Raw genomic sequence first — 26,676 nt, 5'->3', positions numbered from 1 at the left:
TTGCCATGAAGTTCATGCGCCGGCTGACGATCTCGATGTCACCCCGCGCTGAGCAGCCGGATCGCCGCATCCCGCTCGAACAGGTAGAGCAGCACCCGCAGGGCCTTCCCGCGCTCGCTCTTGAGGCCGGGATCGCGCTCGACGATCAGGCGGGCGTCGTCTCGGGCGACTTCGAGGAGATCGCCGTCGGATTCGAGGCGGGCGAGGCGAAAGGCGGCCAGGCCCGATTGGCGGGTGCCGAGCACTTCGCCCTCGCCGCGCAGGCGTAAGTCCTCCTCCGCGATGCGGAAGCCGTCCTCGGTCTCGCGCAGGGTCTCGAGGCGGGCGCGGGCGACCTGGCCCAGCGGCCCGCGATAGACGAGGAGGCAGGTCGAGGGCTTGGCGCCGCGCCCGACCCGGCCGCGGAGCTGATGGAGCTGGGCGAGGCCGAAGCGCTCGGCATGCTCGATCACCATGATGGTGGCCTCGGGCACGTCCACCCCGACCTCGACCACCGTGGTCGCCACGAGGACGCGGGTGTCGCCGGCGGCGAAGCGCTCCATCGCGGCGTCCTTCTCGGGGCCCGGCATCTTGCCGTGGATCAGTCCGACGCGGTCGCCGAAGGCCTGGGCGAGGTCGGCAAACCGGTCCTCGGCCGCGGCGAGGTCGACATATTCGGATTCGGCCACCAGCGGGCAGATCCAGTAGATCCGCTCGCCCGAGGCGATCGCGCGGCCGAGGGCCGCCACCACCTCGTCGAGGCGGTCGGTGGAGACGAGGCGGGTGACGATCGGCTGGCGCCCGGCCGGCTTCTCGTCGAGCACCGAGACGTCCATGTCGCCGAAGCACGTGAGCGCCAGGGTGCGGGGGATCGGCGTCGCAGTCATGACCAGGATATCCACCGCCTCGCCCTTGGCGGAGAGCGCCAAACGCTGATGGACGCCGAAGCGATGCTGCTCGTCCACCACCGCGAGGCCGAGATCCCGGAAGGCGACGCTCTCCTGGAACAGGGCATGGGTGCCGACGAGGATGTCGACCTGGCCCTCGGCGAGGTCGGCGAGGGTCGCGCGGCGCTCGGGCGCGCGGTCGCGGCCGGTGAGAAGACGGATGCGCAAGGGTCCGGCCATGGCGGTGAGCCGGTCGAGATGCTGACGGGCCAGGATCTCGGTGGGCGCCATCAGGGCAGCCTGGCGCCCGGCCTCCACCGCCGAGGCCATGGCGAGGAGCGCGACTGCGGTCTTGCCGGAGCCGACATCGCCCTGGAGCAGGCGCAGCATGCGCCGGTCGGAGGCGAGATCGGCGCGGATCTCGGCGACGGCACGGCTCTGCGCCCCGGTGAGGGCGAAGGGCAGGGCGGCCTCGATCCGGCCCGACAACTGCCCGTCACCGGCATTGGCGCGGCCGGGACCACGCCTGCTGCGGGCGCGGATGAGCGCCAGCGCCAGTTGCGAGGCGAGGAGTTCGTCATAGGCGAGGCGGCGCCGAGCCGGGGTCGCCACGGTGGTACCGTCGGGCGCCGGGAGAGGCGCGTCCTCGGGGCGGTGCTCGGCCCTCAGCGCATCTGCGAAGGTGGGCAGGGCGTTCTTGGCGAGCCAGGCCGGGTCCTGCCATTCGGGCAGGGTCGGCAGCCGGTCGAGGGCCGCATGGGCCAGCTTCGAGATCGCCCGCGAGGTCAGACCCTCGGTGGCACCGTAGACCGGCTCGACCGCCGGCAGGGCGGCGAGCCCGGCTTCGTCGACGATGCGCGAGGGATGCACCATCTGGCGGTGCCCGTCCCAGAGGTCGATGCGCCCGGTGATGTAGCGATGGCTACCCAGCGGCAGCATCTTCTCGACGCGGGGCGCCGGCATGCCGAAGAACACGAGGGTGATGTCGCCGGTCGGATCCTCGACGAGGACGCGGTAGGGGCGCTTGCCCGCTCCGGCCTGAGGCGGGCGGTAGCCGGTCACGGTGACGCCGAGCGTCACCGGCTCGCCGGGCGGCGCCTCGCTGATCGAGCCGAGCAGCCTTCGCGCCACGCCGCCCTGGGGCAGGTGGAACAGAAGGTCGACGATCCGCGCGGGACGCTCGGGCGTCCCGAGCAGCCGCTCGATCATCGGCGCCATCTTCGGCCCGACGCCGGGCAAACCGCGGGCCGGGGCGAAGAGCGGGTCGAGGAGGCTGGGGCGCAGGGGAGGGCGGGGCGGTTCGGACATACGCGCCGGAGGACAGGGGCCATGGCCGGCGCCGCCATGGCGACCCGGCCCATCGCTCCTATATAAACCGACTTCGTTACCGTGCCCGTAGCGTGACGGCAGGACGCGGGGACGCAACCGGGATCCGGGTATCTCAGGACCCCGTGATCGTTGGATCACAGGGTCCTTGCCTCACAGCATCACAGGACGACAAAGATGTCCGGCACGACCCGCACCAGCGCCGACCTCGACCCGCGCCGCCGCCGCACCCTGTTCCGGGCCTGGCATCGGGGCATCCGCGAGATGGACCTGATCATGGGGCGCTTCGCCGATGCCGAGATCGGCTCCTTCAGCGAGGAGGAGCTGACGCAGTTCGAAGCCCTGATCGAGGTACCCGACCGCGACCTGTTCCGCTGGCTCACCGGCGAGGACGAGACGCCTGAGAACTACGACACGCCGCTGTACCGGCGGCTCCAGGCGTTCCATAAGCACGATGCCCCGATCCACTAGACGCTGATAGCGTGGCCGCTCGGAATCGGACCGTCCCAAAGCCAACCATGGCGTGGGTCATCACATGCTTGGTTCGGCGATGATCGACGACGAGCGGATCAAGCTCATTGCCAATGAGCGGGCCAAATTGACCGCGACCTATCTCAACGGGATCGCGGTTGCCGTGTTCGCGGTCGGTGGGTTCGCCCCCTTCATCACCACGGCACTTTCGCCTGCACCGTTGGGGTCAAGCCTCGTTCCGGTCCTCTCCGTCATGGTCATTTGCTGGATTATGAGTGGCGCCATACATTGGATGGCGCGGACGCCTCTCAAGGATATGCGGCCATGATGACCACTCCGGTCCTTCTTCTTCTCGCCGTCCCCGCCGGAGGCCTCCTCCTGGCGCTGGGAACACTATGGCTCACGCGCAGGGCGCATTGACCCGGCTCTCCCCCTGACGCCCCAGAACGACGATACGCCGCTGTACCGGCGGCTCCAGGCATTCCATAAGCACGACGCGCCGATCCACGGCTGACGGTGCGGCCGGAGAGTCCTTATTCGCGATTGACCCCGAGACGGGATTGATCCCGTTCACGACCTCATCCTGAGGTGCCGCGCAAGCGGCCTCGAAGGAGTCGTCCAGTTCTCTCGGCGAGTTCTGGAACCCTCCTTCGAGGCCTTCGCTTCGCTTTGGCACCTCAGGATGAGGTCGTTGGTTGGAGCGACAGGACGACTTTCAACAAGCGACGAGCGACAATCCCGACCCGATGGCAAAACCTCAGCCCAAACCGCCGGCCCCGGCTCCCAAGCCCCAGGCGGCGCGCTTCGCCCTGCCGAAATCCAGTGCCCTCGCCCGCGCGATCGAGGCGCTGAAGGGAGGGACGAGCCCGACCCTCGCCAACGTGCCCGACGGGTTCGACGCTGTCGTCGTCGCCGACCTCGTCCGCGCCCTCGGCGCCCAGGCCGAGGGACCGGCGGTGCTGGTGCATGTCGCCCGCGATTCCGGGCGTTCGGCCGCCTTCCAGGGCGCGCTGAAATTCATCGCGCCCGAGATCGAGACGATGAGCGTGCCGGCCTGGGATTGCCAGCCCTACGACCGGGTCTCGCCCAATTCCGCCATCGCCGCCGAGCGGATGACGGCGCTCTCCCGGCTGACCCGCTCGCGCTCCTCGGAGGAGCGCCCGCGCCTCCTCTGCACCACGGTCAACGCCCTGGTGCAGCGCGTGCCGCCCCGGGAGAAGATCGCGGTCGAGACCTTCTCGGCGGCGATCGGCAACGTGCTGCCGATGGAACAGGTCATCGCCTGGGTCGAGGCCAACGGCTTCCTGCGTACCGGCACGGTGCGCGAGACCGGCGAATACGCCCTGCGCGGCGGCATCCTCGACCTGTCGCCGCCGGGCCTGCCCGACCCGGTCCGACTCGACTTCTTCGGCGACACCCTCGAATCGATCCGTACCTTCGATCCCGAGACCCAGCGCACCATCGGGCAGATGCGCTCCCTCGACCTCGTGCCGATGAGCGAGGTCCAGCTCACCACCGAGACGATCCGGCGCTTCCGCCAGGGCTATGTCGCCAATTTCGGCGCCGCCACCCGGGACGACCGCCTCTACGAGACGGTGAGCGAGGGCCGGCGCTATGCCGGCATCGAGCACTGGATGCCGCTATTCTACGACCGGCTCGACACCCTGTTCGACTACCTTTCCGGCGTGCCGATGGTGTTCGACCCGCAGGTGGAGGAGGCGGCGGCCGAGCGCCTGTCGCTGATCAAGGACTATTACGAGGCCCGCGCCGAGGCGATGAAGACGCCCCAATCCGGCGTCGCGCCCTACAAGCCGCTCAAGGCCGACGCCCTCTACCTGAGCCCGGCCGAATGGGGAACGCGCATCGCGGCCGCGAGCGTGGCGCGGCTCGCGCCCTTCGCTGTCCCGGAAGGCGGCGGCGCCCTCGTCATCGATTGCGGGGCAAAGCCCGGCCGCAGCTTCGCACCCGAACGGGCGGACGAATCCGCCAGCGTCTTCGACGCGGCGGTGGCCCATGTGAGGGACCTCCAGGGATCAGGTCATCATGTGATCCTGGCATCCTGGTCCGATGGCTCGCGCGACCGGCTCTGCGGCGTGCTCGCCGACCACGGCCTGAAGAAGCCGCTGGCCATCAACACGCTCAGTGCCGTCAACGCGCTCAAGCGCGGCAGCGACGTCGCGGTCGCGGTGTGGGGGCTCGAGGCCGGCTTCACCATCGAGAACCTCGCGGTGATCTCGGAGGGCGACATCCTCGGCGATCGGCTGGTGCGCCAGAAGCGCAAGGCAAAGCGCCCGCAGGACATCATCCTCGAGGTCCAGGCGCTCCAGCCCGGCGACCTCGTGGTCCATGCCGACCACGGCATCGGCCGCTTCGTCGGGCTGAAGACCATCACGGCCGCGGGCGCCCCCCACGATTGCCTGGAGCTGCAATATGCCGGCGGCCTCCTGCTGCTGCCGGTGGAGAATATCGAGCTCCTGACCCGCTACGGCTCCGAGGATGCGGAGGTCGCCCTCGACCGGCTCGGCGGCGGTGCCTGGCAGGCCCGCAAGGCCAGGATGAAGAAGCGCATCCTCGAAATGGCGGGTGCGCTTATCAAGGTCGCGGCCGAGCGCTTCGTGAAGCAGGCGCCGCGCCTCACCGCTCCGGAAGGCCTCTACGGCGAGTTCGCCGCGCGCTTCCCGTTCGAGGAGACCGAGGACCAGGCCCGCGCCATCGACGCGGTGCTCTCCGACCTCAACGAGGGCCGGCCGATGGACCGCCTCGTCTGCGGCGATGTCGGCTTCGGCAAGACCGAGGTGGCCCTGCGCGCCGCCTTCGCGGCGGCGATCTCGGGACATCAGGTCGCGGTCGTGGTGCCCACCACGCTTCTGGCCCGCCAGCATTATCGCAACTTCGCCGAGCGCTTCAAAGGCCTGCCCGTGCAGGTGGCGCAGGCCTCGCGCTTCGTCTCGGCGGCGGACATGAAACGCGTCCGTGAAGGTCTGGCGGACGGCACCGTCGACATCGTCGTCGGCACCCATGCACTGCTCGCCAAGGCCATCACCTTCAAGGATCTCGGCCTTCTCATCGTCGACGAGGAGCAGCATTTCGGCGTCAGCCACAAGGAGCGCCTCAAGGCGCTTCAGGCCAACGTCCACGTCCTGACCCTGTCGGCGACCCCGATCCCCCGTACCCTCCAGCTCGCCATGACGGGCGTGCGCGAGCTCTCGATCATCGCGACGCCGCCCGTCGATCGCCTCGCGGTGCGCACCTTCGTGATGCCGTTCGATCCGCTCCTGATCCGCGAGGCCCTGCTGCGCGAGCGCTTCCGTGGCGGGCAATCCTTCTACGTCGTCCCCCGGATCGAGGACTTGGCGGAGGTCAAGAAATTCCTCGACCAGGAGATGCCCGAGACCAAGGTCGCGGTGGCCCACGGCCAGATGGCGGCGGGGCAGCTCGAGGACGTGATGACGGCCTTCTACGAGGGCCAGTTCGACGTGCTGCTCTCGACCACCATCGTCGAATCCGGCCTCGATATCCCGACCGCCAACACGCTCATCGTCCACCGGGCCGACATGTTCGGCCTCGCCCAACTCTATCAGTTGCGCGGCCGCGTCGGGCGCGCCAAGGCCCGGGCCTACGCGCTGTTCACGACGCCGGCGAACAAGACACTCACCGTGCAGGCAGAGAAGCGGCTCAACGTCCTCCAGACCCTCGACACCCTGGGCGCCGGCTTCCAGCTGGCAAGCCACGACCTCGACATCCGCGGGGCCGGCAACCTCCTCGGCGACGCGCAGTCGGGCCATATCAAGGAGGTCGGCTACGAACTCTACCAGCAGATGCTGGAGGATGCGGTCACGGCGCTGAAAGCCGGGATCGAGGAGCCGGTGGAGGAGGCGTGGTCGCCCACCATCGCGCTCGGTGCGCCGGTCACCATCCCGGAAGATTACGTCGAGGACCTCACCGTCCGCCTCGGCCTCTATCGCCGGCTGTCGCAGATCGAGAACGACGGCGAGATGGAGAGTTTCGGAGCCGAGCTCATCGACCGGTTCGGGCCGCTGCCGCCGGAGGTGGAGCAGCTCCTCAAGATCGTGACGATCAAGATCCTGTGCCGAGACACCAATATCGAGAAGGTCGAGGCCGGGCCGAAGGGCATCGTCGTGCATTTCCGCGACAAGGCCTTCGCCAACCCTCAAGGGCTCGTGTCCTACGTCGCGGGGCAAGCCTCCTTCGCCAAGGTGCGGCCGGACATGAGCATCGTGTTCGTCCGCGAGCTCGGCACGATCCCGGCGCGACTCACCATGACGACGAAGATCCTGCGCGAGCTCGCCACCATCGCGAAGCAGACGAAACCGGGAGCGGCCAGGAAGGCCGGGTAAGCCCGGCGGCTCGGTTTCGGTCCCGCCTGGCCCGAGCCGGCAGGACCGGTGGACGAGGTCAGGGCCGTCGGGTGAAAGTGCTGATCTCGCGAACGTTGATCCTGTTGCGGACCGAGGATTTGTCGTCCTCGGGCACGCTCCTGAAAGCGTTGAGGCACTCGCCCGAGCCGCTGCAGGAGACCGAGCCGTAACGTTCTTCAGGCCCGTGCGAAAATCGCGGTGGGAGCCCCTAGAGATCGGGTTCGTTGAGGACGTAGGGACCGATGCGGCTCTGCAGATCCACGGCGCCGCCCGCCTGGGCCGCGAAGGTCTCGTCCACGATGATCACGGGAATGCCGGCGTCGCGCATCTGAGCCCGCAGGCGGCCCGCGAGGGCGGCATAGGCCGGATCGCGGCGAGAGGACGCCTGAAGCAGGACGGCGGCGGGACGGGCGATGACGCCAAGCACGTCCTCGGCCGCTTCCAGGGACGCGGTCACGCTGGCGTAACCCAGCTCGGCGAGTTCGCCGGCGAGGGAATGATCGACGGCACGGTGACCATCGTCGACGACCAGCACTTGCTGCAACGCACCCATGAGCATCAGGGGTAATCCAAAGACCGTCCCTTGGGAAGGGACACGTGTGACAACACACATGGTCACGGTTCGGTTCGCCGGCCACGTTCCGAAAAATGTGATGCGACAGGAAGGATGACCCGAGGATGAATGGTTCCTCGGACATGCAACCCTTCTTGACAAACTGCATCAGGTAATGGCGGCAAGTACCTCGCCAATAACAATATCGGGCTCCCATGACGTCATCCGCCCGAAGGTTCATGCAGCCACGCACGACGGGGCTGCCGCTCCTGAGCCGGCACCCGATCGATCATGCGAATGTGTGGGTGACCATTCTCAACCGGCGTTGATCGCCTTGGCGCGGCCGGCCTGGACAGTGGCGCGGAACGGTGTTTCCCGCCAGGAACCGCCCGCATCCGCAGGGGCTTCGCCGCGCCGCAAGGAGGTCACGCGACACGCATGGCCGCTGAAGGCGAGGCGTCCATCCTCGTCGGAGCGGATGGCGATCAGCGATTCGGGCAGTGCGGCCCGGTCAGGGTCGGCGAGCGTTCGGGCGACATCGTCCACGCCCCGCTCGCCCGACAGCAGCGCGACCTCGTCGAAGGCGACGACGTCGAGTATGCGGTTGGCGGCTCCGGGTCGCAGACGCCGGATCGGGAAGGTGCAGGGCGCGCGGTGGGCGAGGGTCAGCGAGCGCAGCCCGTCGGGCAGACGGCTCGCCGCCAGGTTCGCCTCTAGACCCGCCGGCGCCACGAGATGTGTCGGAACCGGCCGGGCCAGGGCTTCGGCGAATGGACCCGCGAAGAAGAGCGGCATTGTCTCCAGGCTGGCGCCGCAGGTCAGCGCCGTCCCGAGCCCCGTCACCAGGGCGCGAAGATCGCCGAAGGGGAGGAGAGTCAGGATCCTGTCGCCCTGGGCGATGCCCAGGCAGGTGCGGTGGAAGGCGATCGCGGCCAGGATGGCGTCGCCCGAGCGGTGGACCGGGCAGGAGGGATCACCTCCCGCGAAGCTGACGAGACCGCCGGAGATCTCGGCGGCGAAGGCGCCGCCGGTGCCGTCGAGAGCCATCCCGTCGAGGCTGATGACGCCGTCGGGCACGTCGGGGCCGAAGGCCGCGAGATAGCGCAGGCCGAAGTAGCGGGCGGCGACCCGGCACAGGGTCTGCGCCGGCGTGGCCGTGCCGGCTTTGGCCTGGCACAGCACGCCGGCGATTCCCGCGGATTGGACGGCCGCAAGGATCTCGTCCTCGCTCCACGACGGAGACAGGAGGCAGGGGGTGTAGCCCGCCGCCTCGATGGCGAGATAGGCGATGGCGCTCTCTGCGCCGCCCGCGAGGGAGAGCCCGAGGCGGGCACCGCGGGGCAGGCGCCAGCCGCGAAGGCCGTTGGCGAGGCGCGCCACGATCTCGGTGGCGGAGGCGTAGGTCCAGGTGATCGGCCGGCGCCCGCTCCACGCCTGCTTGCCGGCGGGATCGATCAGGGCGATGCGATGCGGGTGGGCGTAGGCGGTCTCGGCCAGGAGGGCGGACAGGCCGAGCCGGCCACCGGACGATAGGGTGACGGACGCGTCCGGCGCGCGCGCTTCGGCAGCCTCGGGAGCCGGAGAGCGGGGCCTGATGGCAACCTGCGCGTCTCCAGGGGACGGAACCCGCCGGGCATTGGTCGGAGCCGGAAGGGGGTCGCGGGCAGTCGTCGTGGTCACGGGCTGTGCCGACACCTGTGCCTCGCTGGAAGAACTCCCTCCGGTGATGAAGCTTTAGGGTTAAGTCCGGCTTAACAGCGGCATAGCCCCTTGCGGGCGCCGCGCCGCTGAGCCAGGAACGGCGCCGGTGTCATGTCTTCGCCGCATTCGGGGGGAAAGCAGGCCGCCCGTTCGTCAACGCGGTTTCTCATGGCGGTTTCCCACGGCGGTCTCCCATGAGCCGCCGATGGCCATCGATGCGCCCTCGTCCGGCGCAGGGTCGATCGGGCTCGCGCCGGTCGCCCATGGCAGCCGTCACGCGCGCCACCACCGAAACGCGTCTCGTCCTGCGCGCCGCTTCGTTATCCAAGGGGTCAGAGCTGATGTTCTTCGCCAACCGTCCCGCGCGCCCGCTGCGCCTCGCTACCGCACTCGCCATCGCCAGCATGGCCGGCTCCCTCGCCGGCCCGGCCCTCGCACAGGCGCCGACTCCGAAGCCGAAGCCGGCCGCTCCCACGGCTCCTGCGCCGACGGCGCCGGCCCCGAACACTCCGGCGGCCCAGACCCCCGCTGCCCAGACCGGCCCGCAGACCATCTCGGTCAAGTCCGAGCCGTCGCAGACCGAATGGACCAAGGTTTGCGGCAAGGACCAGGGCAGCGGCACCGACGTCTGCTACACCACCCGCGACTTCGTCTCAGACCAGGGCCAGCCGGTCCTCGCGGTGGCGGTCTACGACATGAAGAACACGGCCCAGAAGCAGGAAGTGCGCGTCGTGCGCTTCCTGATGCCGCTCGGCCTGCTGCTGCAGCCCGGCATCCGCTTCACCATCGACGGCCAGCAGGCCACCCCGGGCAAGTTCGCGGTGTGCTTCCCCAATGGCTGCTTCGCGGAGGCCGGCGGCGTGAGCAACGACCTCGTCAACGCCATGAAGAAGGGCACGCTGCTCAACGTCAGCGTCCAGAACCAGACCCAGCGCGAGGTCACCTTCGCGGTGCCGCTCGCCGGCTTCGGCAAGGCCTTCGACGGCGCGGCGATCGACCCGAAGGTGCTCGAGGAGCAGCAGAAGAAGCTCCAGGCCGAACTCGAGAAGCGCAGCGACGACATGCGCAAGAAGCTCGAGCAGCAGAATGCAGCCGGCGGCGCAGCTCCGGCCCCCGCGACCGCACCGAAGCCCTGATCCGGAGCGCTATCGGCGAACATGAGAAAGGGGTCGGGCGTTTCGCCCGGCCCCTTTTACGTTTTTGCACGGACCCCAAAACCCGAAACAGCCGGCGATGAGGCGTATCGGTGGAGGCGTCGAGCGGGAACGCCCAGTTTCAGCCCGACCGCCGGTCGTCAGATGAAGAAGGCACCGTCGCCGACCGGCTGACGGCCTTCCGCCGCACCAAATTCAAGGAAGTGCTGCAGCGGATTGAAACCCGCAGCGGCGACATCCGGATTGGCGGCGAGGTAGCCCCTGGTGTCGAAGCCGGCGGACGGGTCGCGACCCTCCTTCCAGCCGAAGTTGAGGTAGTGCTCCAGGGGGTTGATGCCGGCCCTCGCGACATCCGTGTAGGTCGCGAGATAGCCCTTGGTGTCGAAGAACGCGTTGGGATTGCGACCCTCGCGCCAGCCGAACTGACTGTAATGCGCCTCCGCATCGAAAGTGCCTTCATTGAAGACGTCGGGATTGTTGACGAAGTAGAACAGATCGTCGACGGTCGGGTTACCATCGCCCTGCACGATGGAGCGGCCGGCGAACTCGAAGACTTCGGTATTCTTGACGACATCCCTTCCCGTCGAGTCCGAGACGGTGACGAGCGATCCAAGCGACGTGACTCCGGATTGCAGGAGACCGAAGTCGAAGACGGCGGTATCACGACCGAGTGCACCATCGAGCGTGTCGTTGCCGGCGCCGCCCGTCATGCGGTCATCGCCGGCATCGCCGAAGAGCACGTCGTTGCCGGCAGCGCCGAACAGGGTGTCGTTGCCGAGGTCGCCGTCGACCAGGTCGTCACCGGCTCCGCCGTCGAGCAGGTCGTCGTCGTCACCGCCAGCGACGAAGTCATTGCCAGCTTCGCCATTCACCTGATCACGGCCGGCCTCGCCAACGAGGAAATCGTTGCCGTTGCCGCCGAAGAGGATGTCGTCGCCCGGGTTGCCGGCAGCGTAGTCGTCCCCGTCCTGTGTGTTGATGGTATCGTTCCCGGCCTCGCCGATGATCTGGTCGTTGCCACCCCGACCGAAGATCGTGTCATCGCCTGGACCACCAGCGATGTAGTCGAGATCGGCGCCGCCGGTGATGGTGTCGTTGCCATCCTGCCCGTCGATGCGGTTGAAGCCGCCCGGATCGTTGATGGTATCGTTCCCTAGAAGACCCAGGATGATGTCGTCACTGGCGGTACCCGTGAGGGCGTCGTTTCCGTTCGAACCCGTGATGGTGGCCATGTTCGATCTCCGACTGCTGGTCAGCTGAGATTCAGCACGGCTCAAGAGGCTTTCGAAACAATTCCGTGTCTCTAACATGCGTCATTAATATTTATATTTTGAATACACATAAGTTATTTTATAAATTGCCTCACGATTAAATGATTTCTCCCATCCTCAACGTGTCGGGCATCGAACAGAAGCTTGAGCATTTGCCTTGGGCATTAAGTATGCTTGGCTAGCCGACCTCGTCGCCCGCGCGAATATCGTCGCGCTTGGCTCGTCGAGCTCGGTGTGAGCGGTTCATCGCCGCTGCTTGGATCGGGAGGGAGGACGCTCGTTCCGGGAGCAGCCGGCCGCATCCCGCCGAAGGCAGTCCCTTTTCAGGACGTCAGATCGACGAAGGATCAGTTCGCGTGGCGCTCGCGCATCCGATAGGCGCCATTCGCGTCCCGCTCGAACACCTCGGCGATGCCCGCATGGCGAAGGGCCTCGCCTGAGGTGTCGGGCACGAGGTTCTGCTCCGACACGTAGGCGACGTACTCGCTCTCGGCGTTCTCCGCGAGGAGATGGTAGAACGGCTGGTCCTTGCGCGGCCGCACCTCCTCGGGGATCGCCAGCCACCATTCTTCGGTGTTGTCGAAGATCGGATCGACGTCGAAGACGACGCCGCGGAACGGATAGATGCGGTGGCGCACCACCGCGCCAAGGCCGAACTTGGCGGTGCGGATGGTTCCGTTCGAGGGCTTGAGATCGGTCATCGTCGTGTCGGTCATGGAGGTCAGATAAGGCGCCGGGCCCGTCCTGTCATGGTGTCCGCAGGGATCGGCCCGGCGCGGCAAACCGCATCAGCTCAGGTTGTAGGTCTTGGCGAGATCGGGGTCCTTCTCGGCCACGAGCTTGGCCAAGTCGACGATGACCTTTGCCTGCTTCCAGGTCGCGTCGTCCTGCATCTTGCCGTCGAGCATCACCGCGCCGGTGCCGTCGGGCATCGCCTCGACGATGCGGACCGCGAAGGCGACCTCGGCGGGATCGGGTGCGAAGACCCGCTTGGCGATGGCGACCTGGTTCGGGTGCAGCGTCCAGGCGCCGGCGCAGCCCATCAGGAAGGCATTGCGGAACTGGGCCTCGCAGGCCTCGCCGTCGGAGAAGTCGCCGAAGGGCCCGTAGAAAGCCTTCAGGCCGTTCGCCATGCAGGCGTCGACCATCTTGGCGATCGTGTAGTGCCAGAGGTCCTGCTGGGCGCTCGCCCTGGCGCCGCCATCCGCCGCTAGGTCGGCGATGACGCGGTAATCGGGATGGCCGCCGCCGACGCGGGTGGTCTTCATGCCGCGCGAGGCCGCGAGATCGGCCGGGCCGAGGCTCATGCCGTGCATGCGCGGCGAAGCGCTCGCGATGGCATCGACGTTGGCGACGCCTTCGGCGGTCTCCAGGATGGCGTGGACGAGGATCGGCTTGGTCACCCCGTGCCGGGCCTCGAGCTGCGCCAGCAACTGGTCGATATAGTGGATGTCCCACGGCCCCTCGACCTTGGGCACCATCACCACGTCGAGCTTGTCGCCGACATGAGCGACGATCTCGAACAGGTCGTCGAGAATCCAGGGAGAGTTCAGGGCATTGATGCGGGTCCACAGGCCGGTGCCGGAGGCGGCGAAATCGGTGGCCTGCGCCATCGCCACGAAGCCCTTGCGCGCGGCCTCCTTCTGGTCGACCGGCACCGCGTCCTCGAGGTTACCGAGCACCACGTCGACGGTGGCGGCGAGCTCGGGCACCCGGGCGCGGACCTTGTCGTTATGCGGCGGCACGAAGTGGATCATCCGCTCTAGCTTGACCGGGAGGTCGCGAAAGGGAGCCGGGGCGCCGGTGGCGAGCGGCTGGAAGAAGCGGCGCGGCAGTTTCATCGGGATCTTCTGCTCCGTCGGAGGTCGCGCTGGAGGCGCTCCCTCTGCGGTTAGTGCAAGGCCGCCCCCTCGGTAAAGGGATGGGTCCTCATGTGAGGCACCGCACACCCATGTGGCGTAGTCCGGATAGCGACTGGAACATGCTGGACAGCATGGCGTTTTTCGGACGAGGCGGGCTCATTGGATAAGGACGAGACGGCATGGCCGGATCGATCGTTGCGCGAAGGATCGCCTGCGCCGCCTTCCTGGGCTTTGCAGTCTCTCCCTCCCTGGCGCTTGCGGCGCCCGCCGCCGAGCGGCAGAAGCCGGCCGAGCGCGCCGCCTTCACGGCCGGTACCGCCGCCGCTGCGAAACCCGAGGGCCTTGCCGGCGTCCGCATCGCTGCCGACGACCCGGCTGCCTTCCAGGGCCTGATCGCCGGCGCGTCGCAGGCCTCCGAACCCTGGCTCGTCCTCTCGGGCGGCGGCGAGAACGGCGCCTTCGCGGCCGGACTCCTCAAGGGCTGGAGCGAGGCCGGCGACCGGCCGGCCTTCGGCGTGATCACCGGCGTCAGCACGGGGGCGATGATCGCGCCCTTCGCCTTCGTCGGGTCGCGCGAGGACGAAGCCCTCGCCAAGGCCTATACCGAAGTTACGGCCGCGGACGTGTTCGAGTTCGGCGCGACGCCGATGTCGCTGACCGATACCTGGCCGCTCAAGCGCCGGATCGACCGCTCGGTGACGCCCGAGCTGCTCGCGGCGGTGACGACCGAGCACGCCAAGGGCCGCCGCCTCCTCGTCGCCACCACCGCGGTGGATTCCGAGCGCCCGGTCCTCTGGGACATGGGCGCCATCGCCACGGCCGCGAACGATCCCAAGGCTCGGCCGAAGGCACTCGCCCTGTTCCGCGCCGTGATCCTCGCCTCCTCGGCCGTGCCGGGCGTGTTCCCGCCGGTGCTGATCGAGGCGCAAGGGCCCGACGGCAAGACGATCCAGGAGATGCATGACGACGGTGGCACCATGGCGCCGTTCTTCCTCGCGCCCGAGCCGGCCCTGACCGGACAGGACGCCGAGCCTCTGCCGGCGCGAAAGGTCTACCTCGTCGTCAACAACCGGCTGACGCCCGAATTCCAGATGGCCTCGCGCAGCACCTTGAGCGTCCTCGGCCGCTCGATGTCGGCGGCGATCAAGGCGCAGACCCGTGCGGCCCTGGCCCTGGCGCGGGGATTTGCCGACCGCACCGGCCTCGACCTCAAGGTGGCGCAGATCGACGGGCGCTTCACCCAGACCAGCACGGTACCGTTCGAGGGCAAGTACATGCAGGCCCTGTTCGCCCACGGCGCCGCCCTGGGCAAGGCCGGCGCCGCCTTCTCGGACGAGTCTGCGCAGGATCTCGTGACGAGTTCGCTGAAGGCCCCCAAGCGCCTGGACCGAGCAGATGCGACGCAAGAGGTCGCGGGCCGCTAGCGCATCAGCGCCGGCGCCCCGATCCGCGGCAGCACGCCTTCGCGCATGACGAGGCGGCGCAGGGGCGTGATCGTCGTCATGGCGAGGAGGCCGAGGCCGCGCAGGGCATCCACCGGCACGAGCCCGCTGAGGAGGCTGCGGTTGAGGGCGTCGACCGCCGTGGTGCGCATACGCGCGTCGAGGGAGCGGGATCGGGCGAACGGGGCCAGCGCCACCCGTGAGCCGGGATCGCGTCCCTCCTTCTGGGCGGCCAGCACGGCATCGCGAAGCGCCGCGGCATCGCGAAGGCCGAGATTCAGCCCCTGCGCCCCGATCGGCGGGAACAGATGGGCGGCCTCGCCGATCAGCGCGAGGCGGTCCGCCACCGGGCTCGACACGGACAGGCCCCGCATCGGCACGAGGCCGCGCGGCCCGTCGATCCGCATGGCGCCGAGCATGGCCTGTGCCTGGTCCTCGATCGCCCTGGCGAGGGTCGCGTCGTCGAGCTCCGAGAGCCGTCGGGCCGCCATCTCGCCCGTGACCCAGACGAGGCTGGAGCGGTGGCCGCCGGGCAGCGGCACCAGGGTGAAGGGCCCCTGCCGGGTGTGGAACTCGGTGGAGACGTCGCGGTGCGGCCGGTCATGGGCCAGCAGCGTGGTGATGGCCGATTGCGGATAGGACCATTCCCGCGCGGCGATCCTGGCCGCCGCCCGCATGACGGAACGGCCGCCATCGGCCCCGACGACGAGCCGTGCCTCGACGGCGTTGCCGTCGGCGAGGCGCACGATGGCCGCGTCCGTGCCCTGCTCGAGTCCTTCGGCGTCGGCCTCGACGAGGGTGAGGCCGGGGGCGCTGCGCGCAAGCTCGCGCAGGGAGGCGACGAGGCGCGCGCTCTCGACGTTCCAGCCGAAAGCCTCGAGGCCGATCTCGGTGGCCACGAACCGGGCCGGGGGAGGGCGGAACAGGCTGCCGGTATCGTCGACGATGTGAAGCTCGGCGAGCGGGGCCGCATGAGGCGCGACCGCTTCCCACGCGCCGAGCGCTTTGAGGAACCGCACCGACCCGTCGAGGAGCGCCACGGTGCGTCCGTCGGGAGCCGCGCCGTGGCGTCCGATCAGGGCGGTCTGGACCCCGTCGCGGGCAAGCGCCAGGGCCGCGCAGAGCCCGGCCGCGCCGGCACCGACGACGGCAGCTTCATGGCGGGGAGGGGATGTCATGGGGCGGGTCCTCCGGTTCGAACGCGAAACCCTCCCCCTCTGCGGGGGAGGGTGCCTGCGGAGCAGGCGGGAGAGGGGATCGCGACCTCTCCGGAAAAGGCGGTGCTCCCCTCTCCCGACCCTCGCTGACGCGAGGGCCACCCTTCCCGGCAGAGGGGGGAGGGTTTGCGCGATCTTGATAAAGGGTCACCAATCCAACCGCTTCAACCCCACGATTCCGCGGCATCTGAGCCCGAACCCACGCAACTCTGACAGTGACGCTTCGTTACGCCTGGACGATCCCCGGACAGGAGCGACGATCCGTGAGCTTCGCCATCGCGCTCCTCGCGCTCGGTTTCCTGATGCTGGTGGCCTATCGCGGCTTTTCCGTCATCCTGTTCGCCCCGATCGCCGCGCTCGCCGCCGTGCTGCTCACCGACCCGTCCGCCGTGCTGCCCGTCTTCTCGGGGCTGTTCATGGAAAAGCTCGTCGGATTCGTGAAGCTCTACCTGCCGGTGTTCCTGCTCGGCGCCGTATTCGGCAAGGTCATCGAGCTCTCAGGATTCTCGCGGTCGATCGTCACGGCCGTCATCGATCTCGTCGGCCCGCGCCGCGCCGTGCTGTCGATCGTGCTGGTCTGCAACCTACTCACCTATGGCGGCGTCTCGCTCTTCGTCGTCGTCTTTGCGGTCTATCCCTTCGCCGCCGAGGCCTTCCGGCTGAGCCAGATCCCCAAGCGCCTCATCCCCGGCACCATCGCGCTCGGCGCCTTCTCCTACACGATGGACGCGCTGCCCGGCACGCCGCAGATCCAGAACATCATCCCCACCACCTTCTTCGGGACCAATACCTGGGCCGCCCCCTGGCTCGGGCTGATCGGCGCCGCCTTCATCCTGACGCTGGGCGTGACCTATCTCGACTGGCGCATCGCCAGCGCGAAGAAGAGGGGCGAGGGCTACGGCGAGGGCCATGCCAACGAGCCCGCCCCGGTGGCGGCCGAGACCCTGGCGCATCCGGCCATCGCCCTCCTGCCGCTGGTGGTGGTCGGGCTCGCCAACCTCGCCTTCACGGCCCTGATCCCGCGCCTCTACGGCGACAGGGTCGAGACCATGCTGGCGGGCCTCGACAAGCCGATCGTGACGACGACCACGCAGGTCACGGCGATCTGGGCGGTGGAGCTCGCGCTGCTCCTGGGCATCCTCACGGTCTTCGCCTTCGCCTGGAAGCCGGTGGCCTCGGGCTTCGCGGAAGGCAGCAAGGCGGCGGTGGCGGGCTCGCTGCTCGCCGCCCTCAACACCGCGTCCGAATACGGCTTCGGGGCCGTCATCGCGGCCCTGCCGGGCTTCCTCGCCATCCGCGAGGCGCTCGCCGCCATCCCCAACCCGCTGATCAACGAGGCCATCACGGTGACGGCGCTGGCCGGCATCACCGGCTCGGCCTCGGGGGGCTTGAGCATCGCGCTCGCGGCGATGTCCTCGACCTTCATCGCGGCGGCCGAGGCCGCCCAGATCCCCATGGCGGTGCTCCACCGCGTCGCCGCCATGGCGAGCGGCGGCATGGACACGCTGCCCCATAACGGCGCGGTCATCACCCTCCTGGCCGTCACCGGCCTGACCCACCGCCAGGCCTATGCCGACATCTTTGCCATCACGGTGCTGAAGACCGTGGCGGTGTTCGTGGTGATCGGGGTGTTTTACGTGACGGGGATCGTGTGAACCGGGATCAGGAAACCACCGAGAGCATCAAATAAGGTCTTTGAGACCCGAAGAGCCCTTCGCCACCCTGATGCACCGGCGCCACGACCCACAACCCCCATGCACGCGAGAGATGTGGCGAGCATGGCCTATGCCTGCCCCGCGACGCCCTGCACCATCGAAATCGGCCGCTCGGACGAGTTCGTCGCGACGTTCGCCAAGCTCGGCTACCGCACGGCGGGCGTACCGGTGAAGACCGAGGTCGTCGGCTCGGGAGCCGCCGGCATGGCCGGCAACGTGCTCCACGGCGGCGTGATCGGCATCGGCGTCGATGCCGCGACGGGAGCGGCCTTCAACCACACGCCCAACCCCGTCAGCGTGACGCTGGTCCCGGACGCCCTGCCGAGTGCGCAGCCGGCGAACCGCCGGAGGAGGGCGGGGACTTAGCGCCTATCCTCCCCAGGGATCTCGGGCTTGCCCGAGTTCCGCCCTCTGGTGCCCAAGTCTGGCAGACCGGCGTGAGATCGGGGAAGAGTTGGAGGTCTGGGTGGGTCCGCTGGCCTCGATCGAGGGTCACCCAGCTACCCCGAACCCCTCCCCGCAAGTGGGAGGGGACGCGCGGCCTTGTCCCGCCGCCCAAGTTCTATATCTGCGGCACATCATCATCGAGGAGCGAGCGACCATGCCGAAGGCGATCCGGGTTCATGAATATGGCGGCCCCGAGGTGATGCTCCTGGAGGATGTGAGCCTGCCCGAGCCGGGGCCGGGCCAGATCCGGGTCAAGCAGACGGCCATCGGCGTCAACTTCATCGACATCTACTTCCGCTCCGGCGCCTACAAGGCGGCCGCTCTTCCCTTCACCCCCGGCAAGGAGGGGGCTGGCACGATCGTTTCGATCGGCGAGGGGGTCACCGGCTTCCGGGTCGGTGAGCGCGTCGCCTACGGCTCGGCGGCCTCGACCTATGCGGAGGAGGTGGTGATCGAGGCGAGCGCCGCGGTGCATCTCTCCGAGCGGGTCGACGACGTCACCGCCGCCGCGATGATGCTCAAGGGCCTCACCGCCGAGTACCTGCTGCACCGGACCTACAAGGTGAAGGCCGGCGACACGATCCTGTTCCACGCCGCTGCCGGCGGCGTCGGCCTCATCGCCTGCCAATGGGCCAAGCACCTCGGCGCCACCGTCATCGGCACGGTCGGTTCGCCCGAGAAGGCGGAGCTCGCCAAGGCGAATGGCTGCGACCACGTCATCCTCTACCGCGACGAGGATTTCGCCGCGAAGGTGAAGGAGATCACCAAGGGCAAGGGCGTGCCGGTGGTCTATGACGGCGTCGGCAAGGACACCTTCCCGGCCTCCCTCGACTGCATCAGCCCCCTCGGCCTGTTCGCGAGCTTCGGCTCGGCCTCGGGGCCGATCCCGCCCTTCGACATCTCGCTCCTGAACACCAAGGGCTGCCTCTTCGCCACGCGGCCCTCGCTCTTCGCCTATTCGAGCCACCGCGACGTGCTCGATTCCATGGCCGCGAACCTGTTCTCGGTGGTGGGCAACGGCGCGGTGAAGATCCCGGTCCATTCGCAGGCGCCGTTGAGCGAGGCGCAACAGGTCCATCGCGACCTCGCCGCCCGCAAGACCACCGGCGCCACGGTCATGATCCCGTGATCAGACGATGACGGGATCGGGTGATCCTCCGATCCCGTCATCCAGGGAGCACGGCATCATGTCGTTTCGTCTGGGCGACCTCCTCCTCGTCATCGACGTGCAGGTCGATTTCCTCCCCGGCGGCGCCCTCGCGGTGCCTGACGGGGATGCCGTGATCGCGCCGATCAACCGGCTGATCGGACAGGCACCGCACGTCGTCCTGACCCAGGACTGGCACCCGGCCGGCCATATCTCCTTCGCCTCGACCCATGGCGGCCGGGCTCCGTTCGAGACGGTGGAGCTCGCCTATGGCGCCCAGGTGCTGTGGCCGGACCATTGCGTGCAGGGCTCGGCCGGCGCGGCGTTCCACCCCGATCTCCTTACCGACAGGGCCGAGCTGGTGGTCCGCAAAGGCCACCATCCAGAGGTCGACAGCTACTCGGCCTTCATGGAGGCGGACCGGGTGACGCGGACAGGGCTCGCCGGCGCCTTGCGCGAGCGCGGCATCTCACGCGTCTTGGTCTGCGGTCTCGCCCTCGATTACTGCGTCGCCTGGTCCGCCCTCGATGCGCGGGAGGCCGGGTTCGAGGTCGCAGTCATCGCCGATGCCACCCGGGGCATCGCACGCGATTCGATCTCCGCGGCCTGGGCCCGGATGGAAGCCGCCGGCATCGGCAGGGTCTCGGCGGGAGAGCTCACGGGCTGAGGTCTTTTGCCGGCCGGCTTGTAACGTGGCCGGACCGGGCGAGGTTGACGGGGGAGAGCCTCAACGCAGGAGCCCGCATGTCGACCAAGCACATGAAGACCGACGTCCCGAGCGATGCCGACCTCAAGGGCAATCCCGGCATCGGCAGCTCGAAGGGCATGACGATGTCCGGCGGCGACCCGGCCGACCTCGAAGGCGACTCGACCTACGAGGGCGATGTCGAGAACGAGACGACGCCGGAAGGCGGCATCGACCCGAACCACCGGGGGCGGAAGAACCGCTGAACGCTCAGACCGCGCTGCCGTAGAGATCGTAGGCGTCCGCCCGCTCGATCTTCACGGTGACGATGTCGCCGATTCTGAGCGGACGGCGCGAGGTGACGTGGACGCTGCCGTCGATCTCCGGCGCGTCGTATTTCGAGCGCCCCTTGGCGAGGCCGGGACCGGCCTCGTCGATGATCACGGGGAGGCGCTTGCCGATCCGGGCCTTCTGCAGGCGGGCCGAGACCAGCTGCTGCGCTTCCATGAAGCGGCGCTTGCGCTCGGCCTTCAGCGTCGGCGGGATCAGATCGCCGAGATTGTTGGCGAGGGCGCCGCGGACCGGCTCGTACTCGAAGCAACCGACCCGTTCGAGCTTGGCCTCCTTGATCCAGGCGAGGAGCTCCTCGAACTCGGCCTCGGTCTCGCCGGGAAAGCCGACGATGAAGGTCGAGCGGATGGCGAGGTCCGGGCAGACCTCGCGCCAGCGGCGGATACGCTCGAGCTGGCGCTCCTGATTGCCCGGGCGACGCATGCGCTTCAGCACCGAGGGGGACGCGTGCTGGAGCGGCATGTCGAGGTAGGGCAGCACTTTGCCCTCGGCCATGAGGGGGATGACCTCGTCGACATGCGGGTAGGGGTAGACGTAGTGCAGCCGGACCCAGGCCCCGAGCTCGCCGAGTTCCGAGGCGAGGTCGGCGAACTTCGCCCGTACCTCCCGCTCACGCCAGGCGCTCGTCGCGTAGCGGATATCGACGCCGTAGGCCGATGTGTCCTGCGAGACGACCAGCAGTTCCTTGACGCCGGCCTTGACCAGCTTCTCCGCCTCGCGAAGGACGTCTCCGGCAGGGCGGCTGACGAGATCGCCGCGCAGGGAAGGGATGATGCAGAAGGTGCAGCGATTGTTGCAACCCTCTGAGATCTTGAGATAAGCATAATGCCGCGGGGTGAGCTTCACGCCCTGCGGCGGGACCAGATCGAGGAACGGATCATGGGCCGGCGGCACCGCCTCGTGCACGGCCGCCACCACCGACTCGTATGCCTGCGGCCCGGTGACGGCGAGGAGGTTCGGGTACTTCTCGCGGATCTCGTCGGGCTGAGCGCCCATGCAGCCGGTGACGATGACACGGCCGTTCTCGGCCATCGCCTCGCCGATCGCCGAGAGCGACTCGGCCTTGGCGGAATCGAGGAAGCCGCAGGTATTGACGATGACGACGTCGGCGCCGTCATGGCGCCGCGCGAGCTCGTAGCCCTCCGCCCGCAGATGGGTGAGGATCCGCTCGGAATCGACCAGCGCCTTCGGGCAGCCGAGCGAGACGAAGGAGATCTTCGGGGCAACACCTTTCGGCGGCAGAACGGATGCGATCATGACGACTCGTCGGGCGCGGCCGAGCCAGGGGCGGGCCGGGGAATCGCGCGGATGCGGGATATGGATGCGGGCTCTATACTCCGAAAGAGGCACTTGTGCGAGCCGCGCGCGAAGAGACGCGGCTATGTCCCTGACGGATGGGGATTTGCCTAGATCCACGATCCAGGCTGCGCCACCCTGTCGTCGCCCTCATCCGATTTCTGAGCGGCGCGGGCAGCACAAAGGGTGCATAAGCGTGCTGATCCCGGCCGATGGCCGATTTCCGAGGCGACGTTCCGGCCCCGTATCATGTGGACCCGCGAGATCCCGTTCATCGACCCCGTGGCGGCGGCTTTGGCGCTGTCGCAGCTGCCGGGGCTCGCCTTCCTCGACAGCGCGATGCCGCACGGCATCCTCGGGCGCCGCTCGATCCTCGGCGCCGACCCGTTCGGCCGGTTCCGCTTTCGCGAGGGCAGGGCGAGCCTCGACGGACGAATGCTGGAGGGCGGCCCCCTCGAGGCCCTGCGCGCCTGCCTCGCCCCCTACCGGGTCGCCCCCGACGCCGTGCCGGGTCTTCCCGGCGGCGCCATCGGGTATCTCGCCTACGATCTCGGGCGCTCTCTCGAATCCGTCGCGGCCCCCGCCCGGCGGGCGGGCCTGTGCGACGACATCGCGCTCAATTTCTACGACACGCTCCTGGTGATCGATCACGGCAGCGGACGCTGCGAGCTCGTCGCCACGGGCTTTCCGGAGACGGGGGCGCAGGCGCGCCAAGCCAGGGCTTCGTCGCGCCTCGACCTTTTTGCATCGCTCCTGGAGAAGGCCGAAACGCCGCCACCGCTGCCACACGGGTCGCCCCTCGACTGGCGCTCGAACTTCTCGCGCTCCGCCTACGAGGCGGCGGTGGAACGGGTGCGGGATTACATCCGCGCCGGCGACATCTACCAGGCCAACCTCGCCCAGCGCTTCGAGGCGGCATTGCCGCCCGTTTTCGACGCGTTCGGCCTGTACCGGCGCCTGCGCGCCACCAACCCGGCGACCTTCGGCGCCTATCTCGCCTTCGAGGGCCTCAGCATCGCCTCGAGCAGCCCCGAACGCTTCCTCAAGCTCGAGGGCCGCGCAGTCGAGACCCGCCCGATCAAGGGCACGGTCCGGCGCGTCGCCGACCCGGAGGAGGACCGGCGCCTCGGCGAGGCCCTGCAGGCCGACCCGAAGGAGCGGGCCGAGAACATCATGATCGTCGACCTCCTGCGCAACGATCTCTCGCGGATCTGCGAGCCGCACAGCGTCCGGGTGCCGACCCTGTGCGGACTTGAATCCTATGCCTCGGTCCACCATCTCGTCTCGGTGGTGACCGGAACCCTGAAAGGCGGCATGGACGCCATCGACCTTCTCGGTGCGACCTTTCCGGGCGGCTCGATCACCGGCGCCCCGAAGCTGCGCGCCATGGACATCATCACCGAGATCGAGGGCGATGCCCGCGAGCTCTATTGCGGCGCCATCGGCGCCATCGGCTTCGACGGCTCCCTCGATACCTCCATCGCCATCCGGACCGTGTTCATGGATGACAGGATCGCGGTGCTGCAATCGGGCGGCGGCGTCACCCTCCTGTCCGATCCGGCCGCCGAATACGAGGAGACCCTCACCAAGGCCGCCCGGGTGTTCCAGGCCTTCGGAGACGAGGGCGGCGCATGATCCTCGTCATCGACAACTACGATTCCTTCGTCTTCAACGTGGTGCGCTATTTCGAGGAGCTGGGCCAGACGGTTCGGGTCGTGCGCAACGATGCCCTCGACGTGTCCGGTATCCGCGAACTTTCACCCGACGCGCTCGTCATCTCGCCCGGTCCCTGCACACCGAAGGAAGCCGGCATCTCGCTTGCCGCCATCGACGAGCTGTCCGGCACGATGCCGATCCTCGGCGTCTGTCTCGGTCACCAGGCGATCGGGGCCGCCTTCGGCGGCATGGTGGAGCGCGCCGCACGACCCCTTCACGGGCAGGCGACGCCGATCCATCACGACGGGGAAGGGCTCTTCGCCGGGCTGCCGAGCCCGATGAATGTCGGCCGCTACCATTCGCTCATCGTCGCCCGGCAACCCGGCATGGCCGAGGACCTGCGGGTCGATGCCCTCTCGGGGGAGGGCGAGGTGATGGCCCTCACCCATCGCCACCACCCGACCTGGGGCATCCAGTTCCATCCGGAATCGGTGCTGACCGAGCACGGCCACGACCTGTTCTCCAACTTCCTCGACCGGGCCAGGGCCTGGCGCGAGGGACGCGGAACATCCTGACCATGCTCTGGCTCGACGGCCGCCTTCAGGAGCGTACATCCGCGCCGTTCGACCTCGGCGACCGCGGCCTCCTCCTCGGGGATGGCCTGTTCGACACGGCGATGGCGCTGCGAGGACGAGTGGCGTTCGAGGAGGAGCATGTTGCCCGGCTGGCGGCGGGTGCCGAGAGCCTCGGTTTCGAGATCGACCGCGATCGCGTCGTCTCGGCGATGCGGGCCCTCGCCGGTGCGATGCCGCGAGCGGCGATCCGCACGACGGTGACCCGCGGCTCCGGTCCGCGCGGGCTCAAGCCTCCCGAACACCCGGTCCCTTTCCATTGGGCCAGCGCGGCGCCGCTCGGGGAGGGAATGGCCTTCTCGCCCGTCACCATGATGGTGACGCCGATCCGCCGGAACGAGACGTCACCGGCAGCACGGGTGAAGACGCTCGGCTATCTCGACGCCGTTCTCGCCACACGAGAGGCGAGGGCGCAGGGCTTCGACGAAGCCCTGTTCCTCAACACGAGAGACCGCGTCGCCTGCGCGGCGACGGGAAATCTCTTCCTGGTGGAGGAGGACGGTCTGTCGACGCCGGCCATCGACGAGGGAGCACTGCCCGGCATCGTCAGAAACCTCATCGTCTCCCGTCTCGCTCCTGCCCTCGGATTGCGGATCAGCGAGACCGCACTCACCAAGGAGACGCTGGAGGACGCGCGAGGCGTGTTCATGACGAATTCGCTGCGGCTGCTCGCGTCGGTACCGCGATTAAATAATCGGAATATTCCTTTTAACGACGACGCGGTTCTCGTTCGACTCGTCGCTGCCCTTCGCGAGGCGGTCGCGGAATCCTGCCGCGTTTGCGTCACCGAGGTCGCATGAGGGTGAAGGACGGCAACACGCCGATGCGATGGTCCATGATCGCGGTTTTCGGAGGAATCGGCATTCTCCATGTCCTGTCCCCGGACGCCCTCTTGCGGATCATGCCCGACTGGGTGCCGGAACCGAGGCGTGTCGTCGTCGCAACGGGATGGTTGGAAATCGCTGCGAGCCTCGGGTTGCTGTTCGGCCGTATCGCGGGCCTGTCGGGACTTGTCCTGGCGCTCTACGCCGTTGCCGTCTTCCCGGCGAACCTGAAACACGCGTTCCAGGGCATTGTGGTTCCAGGATTGCCCGACACCTGGTGGTACCACGGGCCTCGCCTCGCGCTTCAGCCCGTCATCGTGTGGTGGTGTCTCTACGCGACAGGATGGATTCGCTGGCCATTCGGTATCGGCCTGTCCCAGCAAAACCATAAGAATAATAATCTGGAATAAAGGAATATTCCGCAGGTTAGGGGGCGGCTATCTCTTCTCGCTCGCCTTCACCTGCTGCCAGGCGGCTTCCATTGCGTCGAGATCGCTGTCCTCGAGGGAGGCGCCACGATCGCCGAGGAATCGGGCCATGGCAGTGAAACGACGCTCGAACTTGGCATTTCCCTTCCTCAAGGCGTCCTCAGGATCGATCCCGAGATGCCTGGCAAGATTGGCCACGGAGAACAGAAGGTCGCCGATCTCCTCGGCTTGAGCCTCCTTTGCCGGAGAATGCACGGGATCGGGCTGTCCCATCGCCTGCTCGACTTCGTCGATCTCCTCCCGGACTTTGGCGACGACGTCGGCAGGATCGGTCCAGTCGAAGCCGAAGGCCGCCGCCCGTCTCGATAGCTTCTCGGCCCTCAGGAGAGCGGGGAGGCTCTTGGCGACGTCGCTGAACGGACCATCCCGGCCATCCTCGTGAGAGCGCCGTTCAGCTCGCTCCTGGGCTTTGATCCGCTCCCAGGCGGCCGCTATGATCTCCGGATCCGCGATACGATCGGACGGATCGAGCAGCGATCCCTGAGCGTCGAAGACATGAGGATGTCTGCGGACGAGCTTGGCGGTGATCGCCTCGACCACGTCGGCGAATTCGAACTGCCCGGATTCCTTGGCGATCTGGGCCTGGAAAACAACCTGAAGCAGAAGATCCCCAAGCTCGTCACGCAGCTCGTCCGGATTTCCTGCAACGACGGCGCCAGCTACCTCATAGGCTTCCTCTATCGTGTACGGCACGATGCTGGTCGCGGTCTGCGCGATGTCCCAGGCGCAGCCGCGGGCGGGATCACGCAGTGCCGCCATGAGTTCGAGAAGCTTGTCGATGCGGCCGATAGGAGCGGAACGGTTCATGATTTGTCCCAAAAGAGCTGCTTGGAAAGCCGAAAGACGGGATCATCGGTCTATCTGGACAAGCGGTGGATATCACCCTGAGAACTTCGATCCATCGATCGATTCAAGGGGCGTCCGTTAAAACGAACCCCGGCTGTCCGCAGTAGGAAAGATATCTGTGAAGATTCTCTAGAGAGTCATCTCAGCAAGTTATATGGCGAGGCAGAAAAGCCATTGGCTTGAATGACCTGAACCCTGTTTTCGTATCGAAGTCTGCGTGACGCCGCATCCGATTCTGCGTGGTGTCGTATGCGATTCTGCGTGATTTGACTGGAGTCACGCATAGAATTCTGCGCAGGATCGTATCGCATTCGGCGTGGAAAACCGGTCAGCCGGTGAAGTCTGGG

At 68.0% G+C, this 26,676-nt stretch carries 23 protein-coding genes; 14 read left to right on the top strand and 9 right to left on the bottom strand.

Going from position 1 to position 26,676, the window contains the following annotated elements; translation table 11 throughout:
• Positions 1 to 38: 38 nt before the first annotated feature.
• A complete protein-coding gene (gene recG / locus K2Y56_RS11595) occupies positions 39 to 2,174 on the bottom strand; it encodes an ATP-dependent DNA helicase RecG (RefSeq protein ID WP_292507540.1) in 2,136 nt (711 codons plus the stop codon).
• A gap of 195 nt (positions 2,175 to 2,369) precedes the next feature.
• Between recG and K2Y56_RS11590 the strand changes: the two genes are divergently transcribed.
• The 3 genes from K2Y56_RS11590 to mfd all read left to right on the top strand — a co-directional run bounded on the left by K2Y56_RS11590 (position 2,370) and on the right by mfd (position 7,021).
• Positions 2,370 to 2,663: a succinate dehydrogenase assembly factor 2 gene (locus K2Y56_RS11590; RefSeq protein WP_292507539.1), complete on the top strand. Its 294-nt coding sequence runs from the start codon at positions 2,370 to 2,372 to the stop codon at positions 2,661 to 2,663.
• 79 nt (positions 2,664 to 2,742) lie between these two features.
• A complete protein-coding gene (locus K2Y56_RS11585) occupies positions 2,743 to 2,991 on the top strand; it encodes an amino acid transporter protein (protein WP_292507538.1) in 249 nt (82 codons plus the stop codon).
• A 418-nt stretch (positions 2,992 to 3,409) separates the two neighbouring features.
• Entirely contained in the window at positions 3,410 to 7,021 is a 3,612-nt protein-coding gene (mfd, locus tag K2Y56_RS11580) for a transcription-repair coupling factor (RefSeq protein ID WP_292507537.1), read from the top strand.
• Positions 7,022 to 7,250: 229 nt separating this feature from the next.
• On the opposite strand, the gene K2Y56_RS11575 is transcribed toward mfd, so the two are convergent.
• Positions 7,251 to 7,595, bottom strand: coding sequence for a hypothetical protein (locus K2Y56_RS11575; RefSeq protein WP_292507550.1), 345 nt, complete (start codon positions 7,593 to 7,595; stop codon positions 7,251 to 7,253).
• 315 nt (positions 7,596 to 7,910) lie between these two features.
• Entirely contained in the window at positions 7,911 to 9,290 is a 1,380-nt protein-coding gene (locus tag K2Y56_RS11570) for an AMP-binding protein (protein WP_292507536.1), read from the bottom strand.
• Between the two features lie 347 nt (positions 9,291 to 9,637).
• Between K2Y56_RS11570 and K2Y56_RS11565 the strand changes: the two genes are divergently transcribed.
• Positions 9,638 to 10,432: an invasion associated locus B family protein gene (locus tag K2Y56_RS11565; protein WP_292507549.1), complete on the top strand. Its 795-nt coding sequence runs from the start codon at positions 9,638 to 9,640 to the stop codon at positions 10,430 to 10,432.
• Positions 10,433 to 10,590: 158 nt separating this feature from the next.
• Here K2Y56_RS11565 and K2Y56_RS11560 read toward each other — a convergent pair whose 3' ends face one another.
• The 3 genes from K2Y56_RS11560 to K2Y56_RS11550 form a co-directional block, all read right to left on the bottom strand.
• Positions 10,591 to 11,682, bottom strand: coding sequence for a calcium-binding protein (locus K2Y56_RS11560; protein WP_292507535.1), 1,092 nt, complete (start codon positions 11,680 to 11,682; stop codon positions 10,591 to 10,593).
• A gap of 386 nt (positions 11,683 to 12,068) precedes the next feature.
• Complete coding sequence (gene hspQ / locus K2Y56_RS11555) at positions 12,069 to 12,422, bottom strand: heat shock protein HspQ (RefSeq protein ID WP_292507534.1); 354 nt, start codon at positions 12,420 to 12,422, stop codon at positions 12,069 to 12,071.
• 87 nt (positions 12,423 to 12,509) lie between these two features.
• The gene (locus tag K2Y56_RS11550; RefSeq protein WP_292507533.1) at positions 12,510 to 13,562 is read right to left on the bottom strand and encodes a CoA ester lyase; all 1,053 of its coding nucleotides are present in this window, start codon (positions 13,560 to 13,562) and stop codon (positions 12,510 to 12,512) included.
• Positions 13,563 to 13,762: 200 nt separating this feature from the next.
• On the opposite strand from K2Y56_RS11550, the gene K2Y56_RS11545 reads away from it, so the two are divergent.
• On the top strand, positions 13,763 to 15,007 hold the full coding sequence (locus K2Y56_RS11545) for a patatin-like phospholipase family protein (protein ID WP_292507532.1): 1,245 nt from the start codon (positions 13,763 to 13,765) through the stop codon (positions 15,005 to 15,007).
• On the opposite strand, the gene K2Y56_RS11540 is transcribed toward K2Y56_RS11545, so the two are convergent.
• Entirely contained in the window at positions 15,004 to 16,203 is a 1,200-nt protein-coding gene (locus K2Y56_RS11540) for an FAD-dependent monooxygenase (protein ID WP_292507531.1), read from the bottom strand. The two genes, K2Y56_RS11545 and K2Y56_RS11540, sit on opposite strands and share 4 nt — an antisense overlap.
• A 302-nt stretch (positions 16,204 to 16,505) precedes the next feature.
• Between K2Y56_RS11540 and K2Y56_RS11535 the strand changes: the two genes are divergently transcribed.
• The 5 genes from K2Y56_RS11535 (at position 16,506) to K2Y56_RS11515 (ending at position 20,502) form a co-directional block, all read left to right on the top strand.
• The gene (locus K2Y56_RS11535; protein ID WP_292507530.1) at positions 16,506 to 17,897 is read left to right on the top strand and encodes a GntP family permease; all 1,392 of its coding nucleotides are present in this window, start codon (positions 16,506 to 16,508) and stop codon (positions 17,895 to 17,897) included.
• A 99-nt stretch (positions 17,898 to 17,996) separates the two neighbouring features.
• Positions 17,997 to 18,323 (top strand): translation initiation factor 2, encoded by a 327-nt coding sequence (locus tag K2Y56_RS11530; protein WP_292507529.1) that lies wholly within the window; start codon positions 17,997 to 17,999, stop codon positions 18,321 to 18,323.
• 235 nt (positions 18,324 to 18,558) lie between these two features.
• Positions 18,559 to 19,533: a quinone oxidoreductase gene (locus K2Y56_RS11525; protein ID WP_292507528.1), complete on the top strand. Its 975-nt coding sequence runs from the start codon at positions 18,559 to 18,561 to the stop codon at positions 19,531 to 19,533.
• A 58-nt stretch (positions 19,534 to 19,591) separates the two neighbouring features.
• Positions 19,592 to 20,218 (top strand): bifunctional nicotinamidase/pyrazinamidase, encoded by a 627-nt coding sequence (gene pncA / locus K2Y56_RS11520; RefSeq protein WP_292507527.1) that lies wholly within the window; start codon positions 19,592 to 19,594, stop codon positions 20,216 to 20,218.
• 77 nt (positions 20,219 to 20,295) lie between these two features.
• Positions 20,296 to 20,502 carry a hypothetical protein gene (locus tag K2Y56_RS11515; RefSeq protein WP_292507526.1) on the top strand — a complete coding sequence of 69 codons (207 nt, stop codon included), beginning with the start codon at positions 20,296 to 20,298 and terminating at the stop codon, positions 20,500 to 20,502.
• A 4-nt stretch (positions 20,503 to 20,506) separates the two neighbouring features.
• On the opposite strand, the gene rimO is transcribed toward K2Y56_RS11515, so the two are convergent.
• Entirely contained in the window at positions 20,507 to 21,844 is a 1,338-nt protein-coding gene (gene rimO, locus K2Y56_RS11510) for a 30S ribosomal protein S12 methylthiotransferase RimO (protein ID WP_292507525.1), read from the bottom strand.
• Between the two features lie 288 nt (positions 21,845 to 22,132).
• On the opposite strand from rimO, the gene pabB reads away from it, so the two are divergent.
• Genes pabB through K2Y56_RS11490 form a run of 4 tightly spaced genes read left to right on the top strand, consistent with a single transcriptional unit; the run spans position 22,133 to position 25,405 of the window.
• The gene (gene pabB / locus K2Y56_RS11505) at positions 22,133 to 23,518 is read left to right on the top strand and encodes an aminodeoxychorismate synthase component I (RefSeq protein ID WP_292507524.1); all 1,386 of its coding nucleotides are present in this window, start codon (positions 22,133 to 22,135) and stop codon (positions 23,516 to 23,518) included.
• A complete protein-coding gene (locus tag K2Y56_RS11500) occupies positions 23,515 to 24,114 on the top strand; it encodes an aminodeoxychorismate/anthranilate synthase component II (protein WP_292507523.1) in 600 nt (199 codons plus the stop codon). Before pabB ends, K2Y56_RS11500 begins: the two co-directional genes overlap by 4 nt.
• A 2-nt stretch (positions 24,115 to 24,116) precedes the next feature.
• Complete coding sequence (locus K2Y56_RS11495; RefSeq protein WP_292507522.1) at positions 24,117 to 24,971, top strand: aminotransferase class IV; 855 nt, start codon at positions 24,117 to 24,119, stop codon at positions 24,969 to 24,971.
• Between the two features lie 23 nt (positions 24,972 to 24,994).
• Positions 24,995 to 25,405, top strand: coding sequence for a DoxX family protein (locus tag K2Y56_RS11490; RefSeq protein WP_292507548.1), 411 nt, complete (start codon positions 24,995 to 24,997; stop codon positions 25,403 to 25,405).
• 27 nt (positions 25,406 to 25,432) lie between these two features.
• On the opposite strand, the gene mazG is transcribed toward K2Y56_RS11490, so the two are convergent.
• Positions 25,433 to 26,290, bottom strand: a complete 858-nt coding sequence (gene mazG / locus K2Y56_RS11485) for a nucleoside triphosphate pyrophosphohydrolase (RefSeq protein WP_292507521.1) — start codon at positions 26,288 to 26,290, stop codon at positions 25,433 to 25,435.
• Positions 26,291 to 26,676 lie beyond the last annotated feature (386 nt).

This window comes from Methylobacterium sp. (assembly GCF_019745455.1).
Lineage (GTDB): Bacteria > Pseudomonadota > Alphaproteobacteria > Rhizobiales > Beijerinckiaceae > Methylobacterium.
Note: the sequence above shows the minus strand (reverse complement) of the source record. Positions and strands in the feature narration are given on the sequence as shown.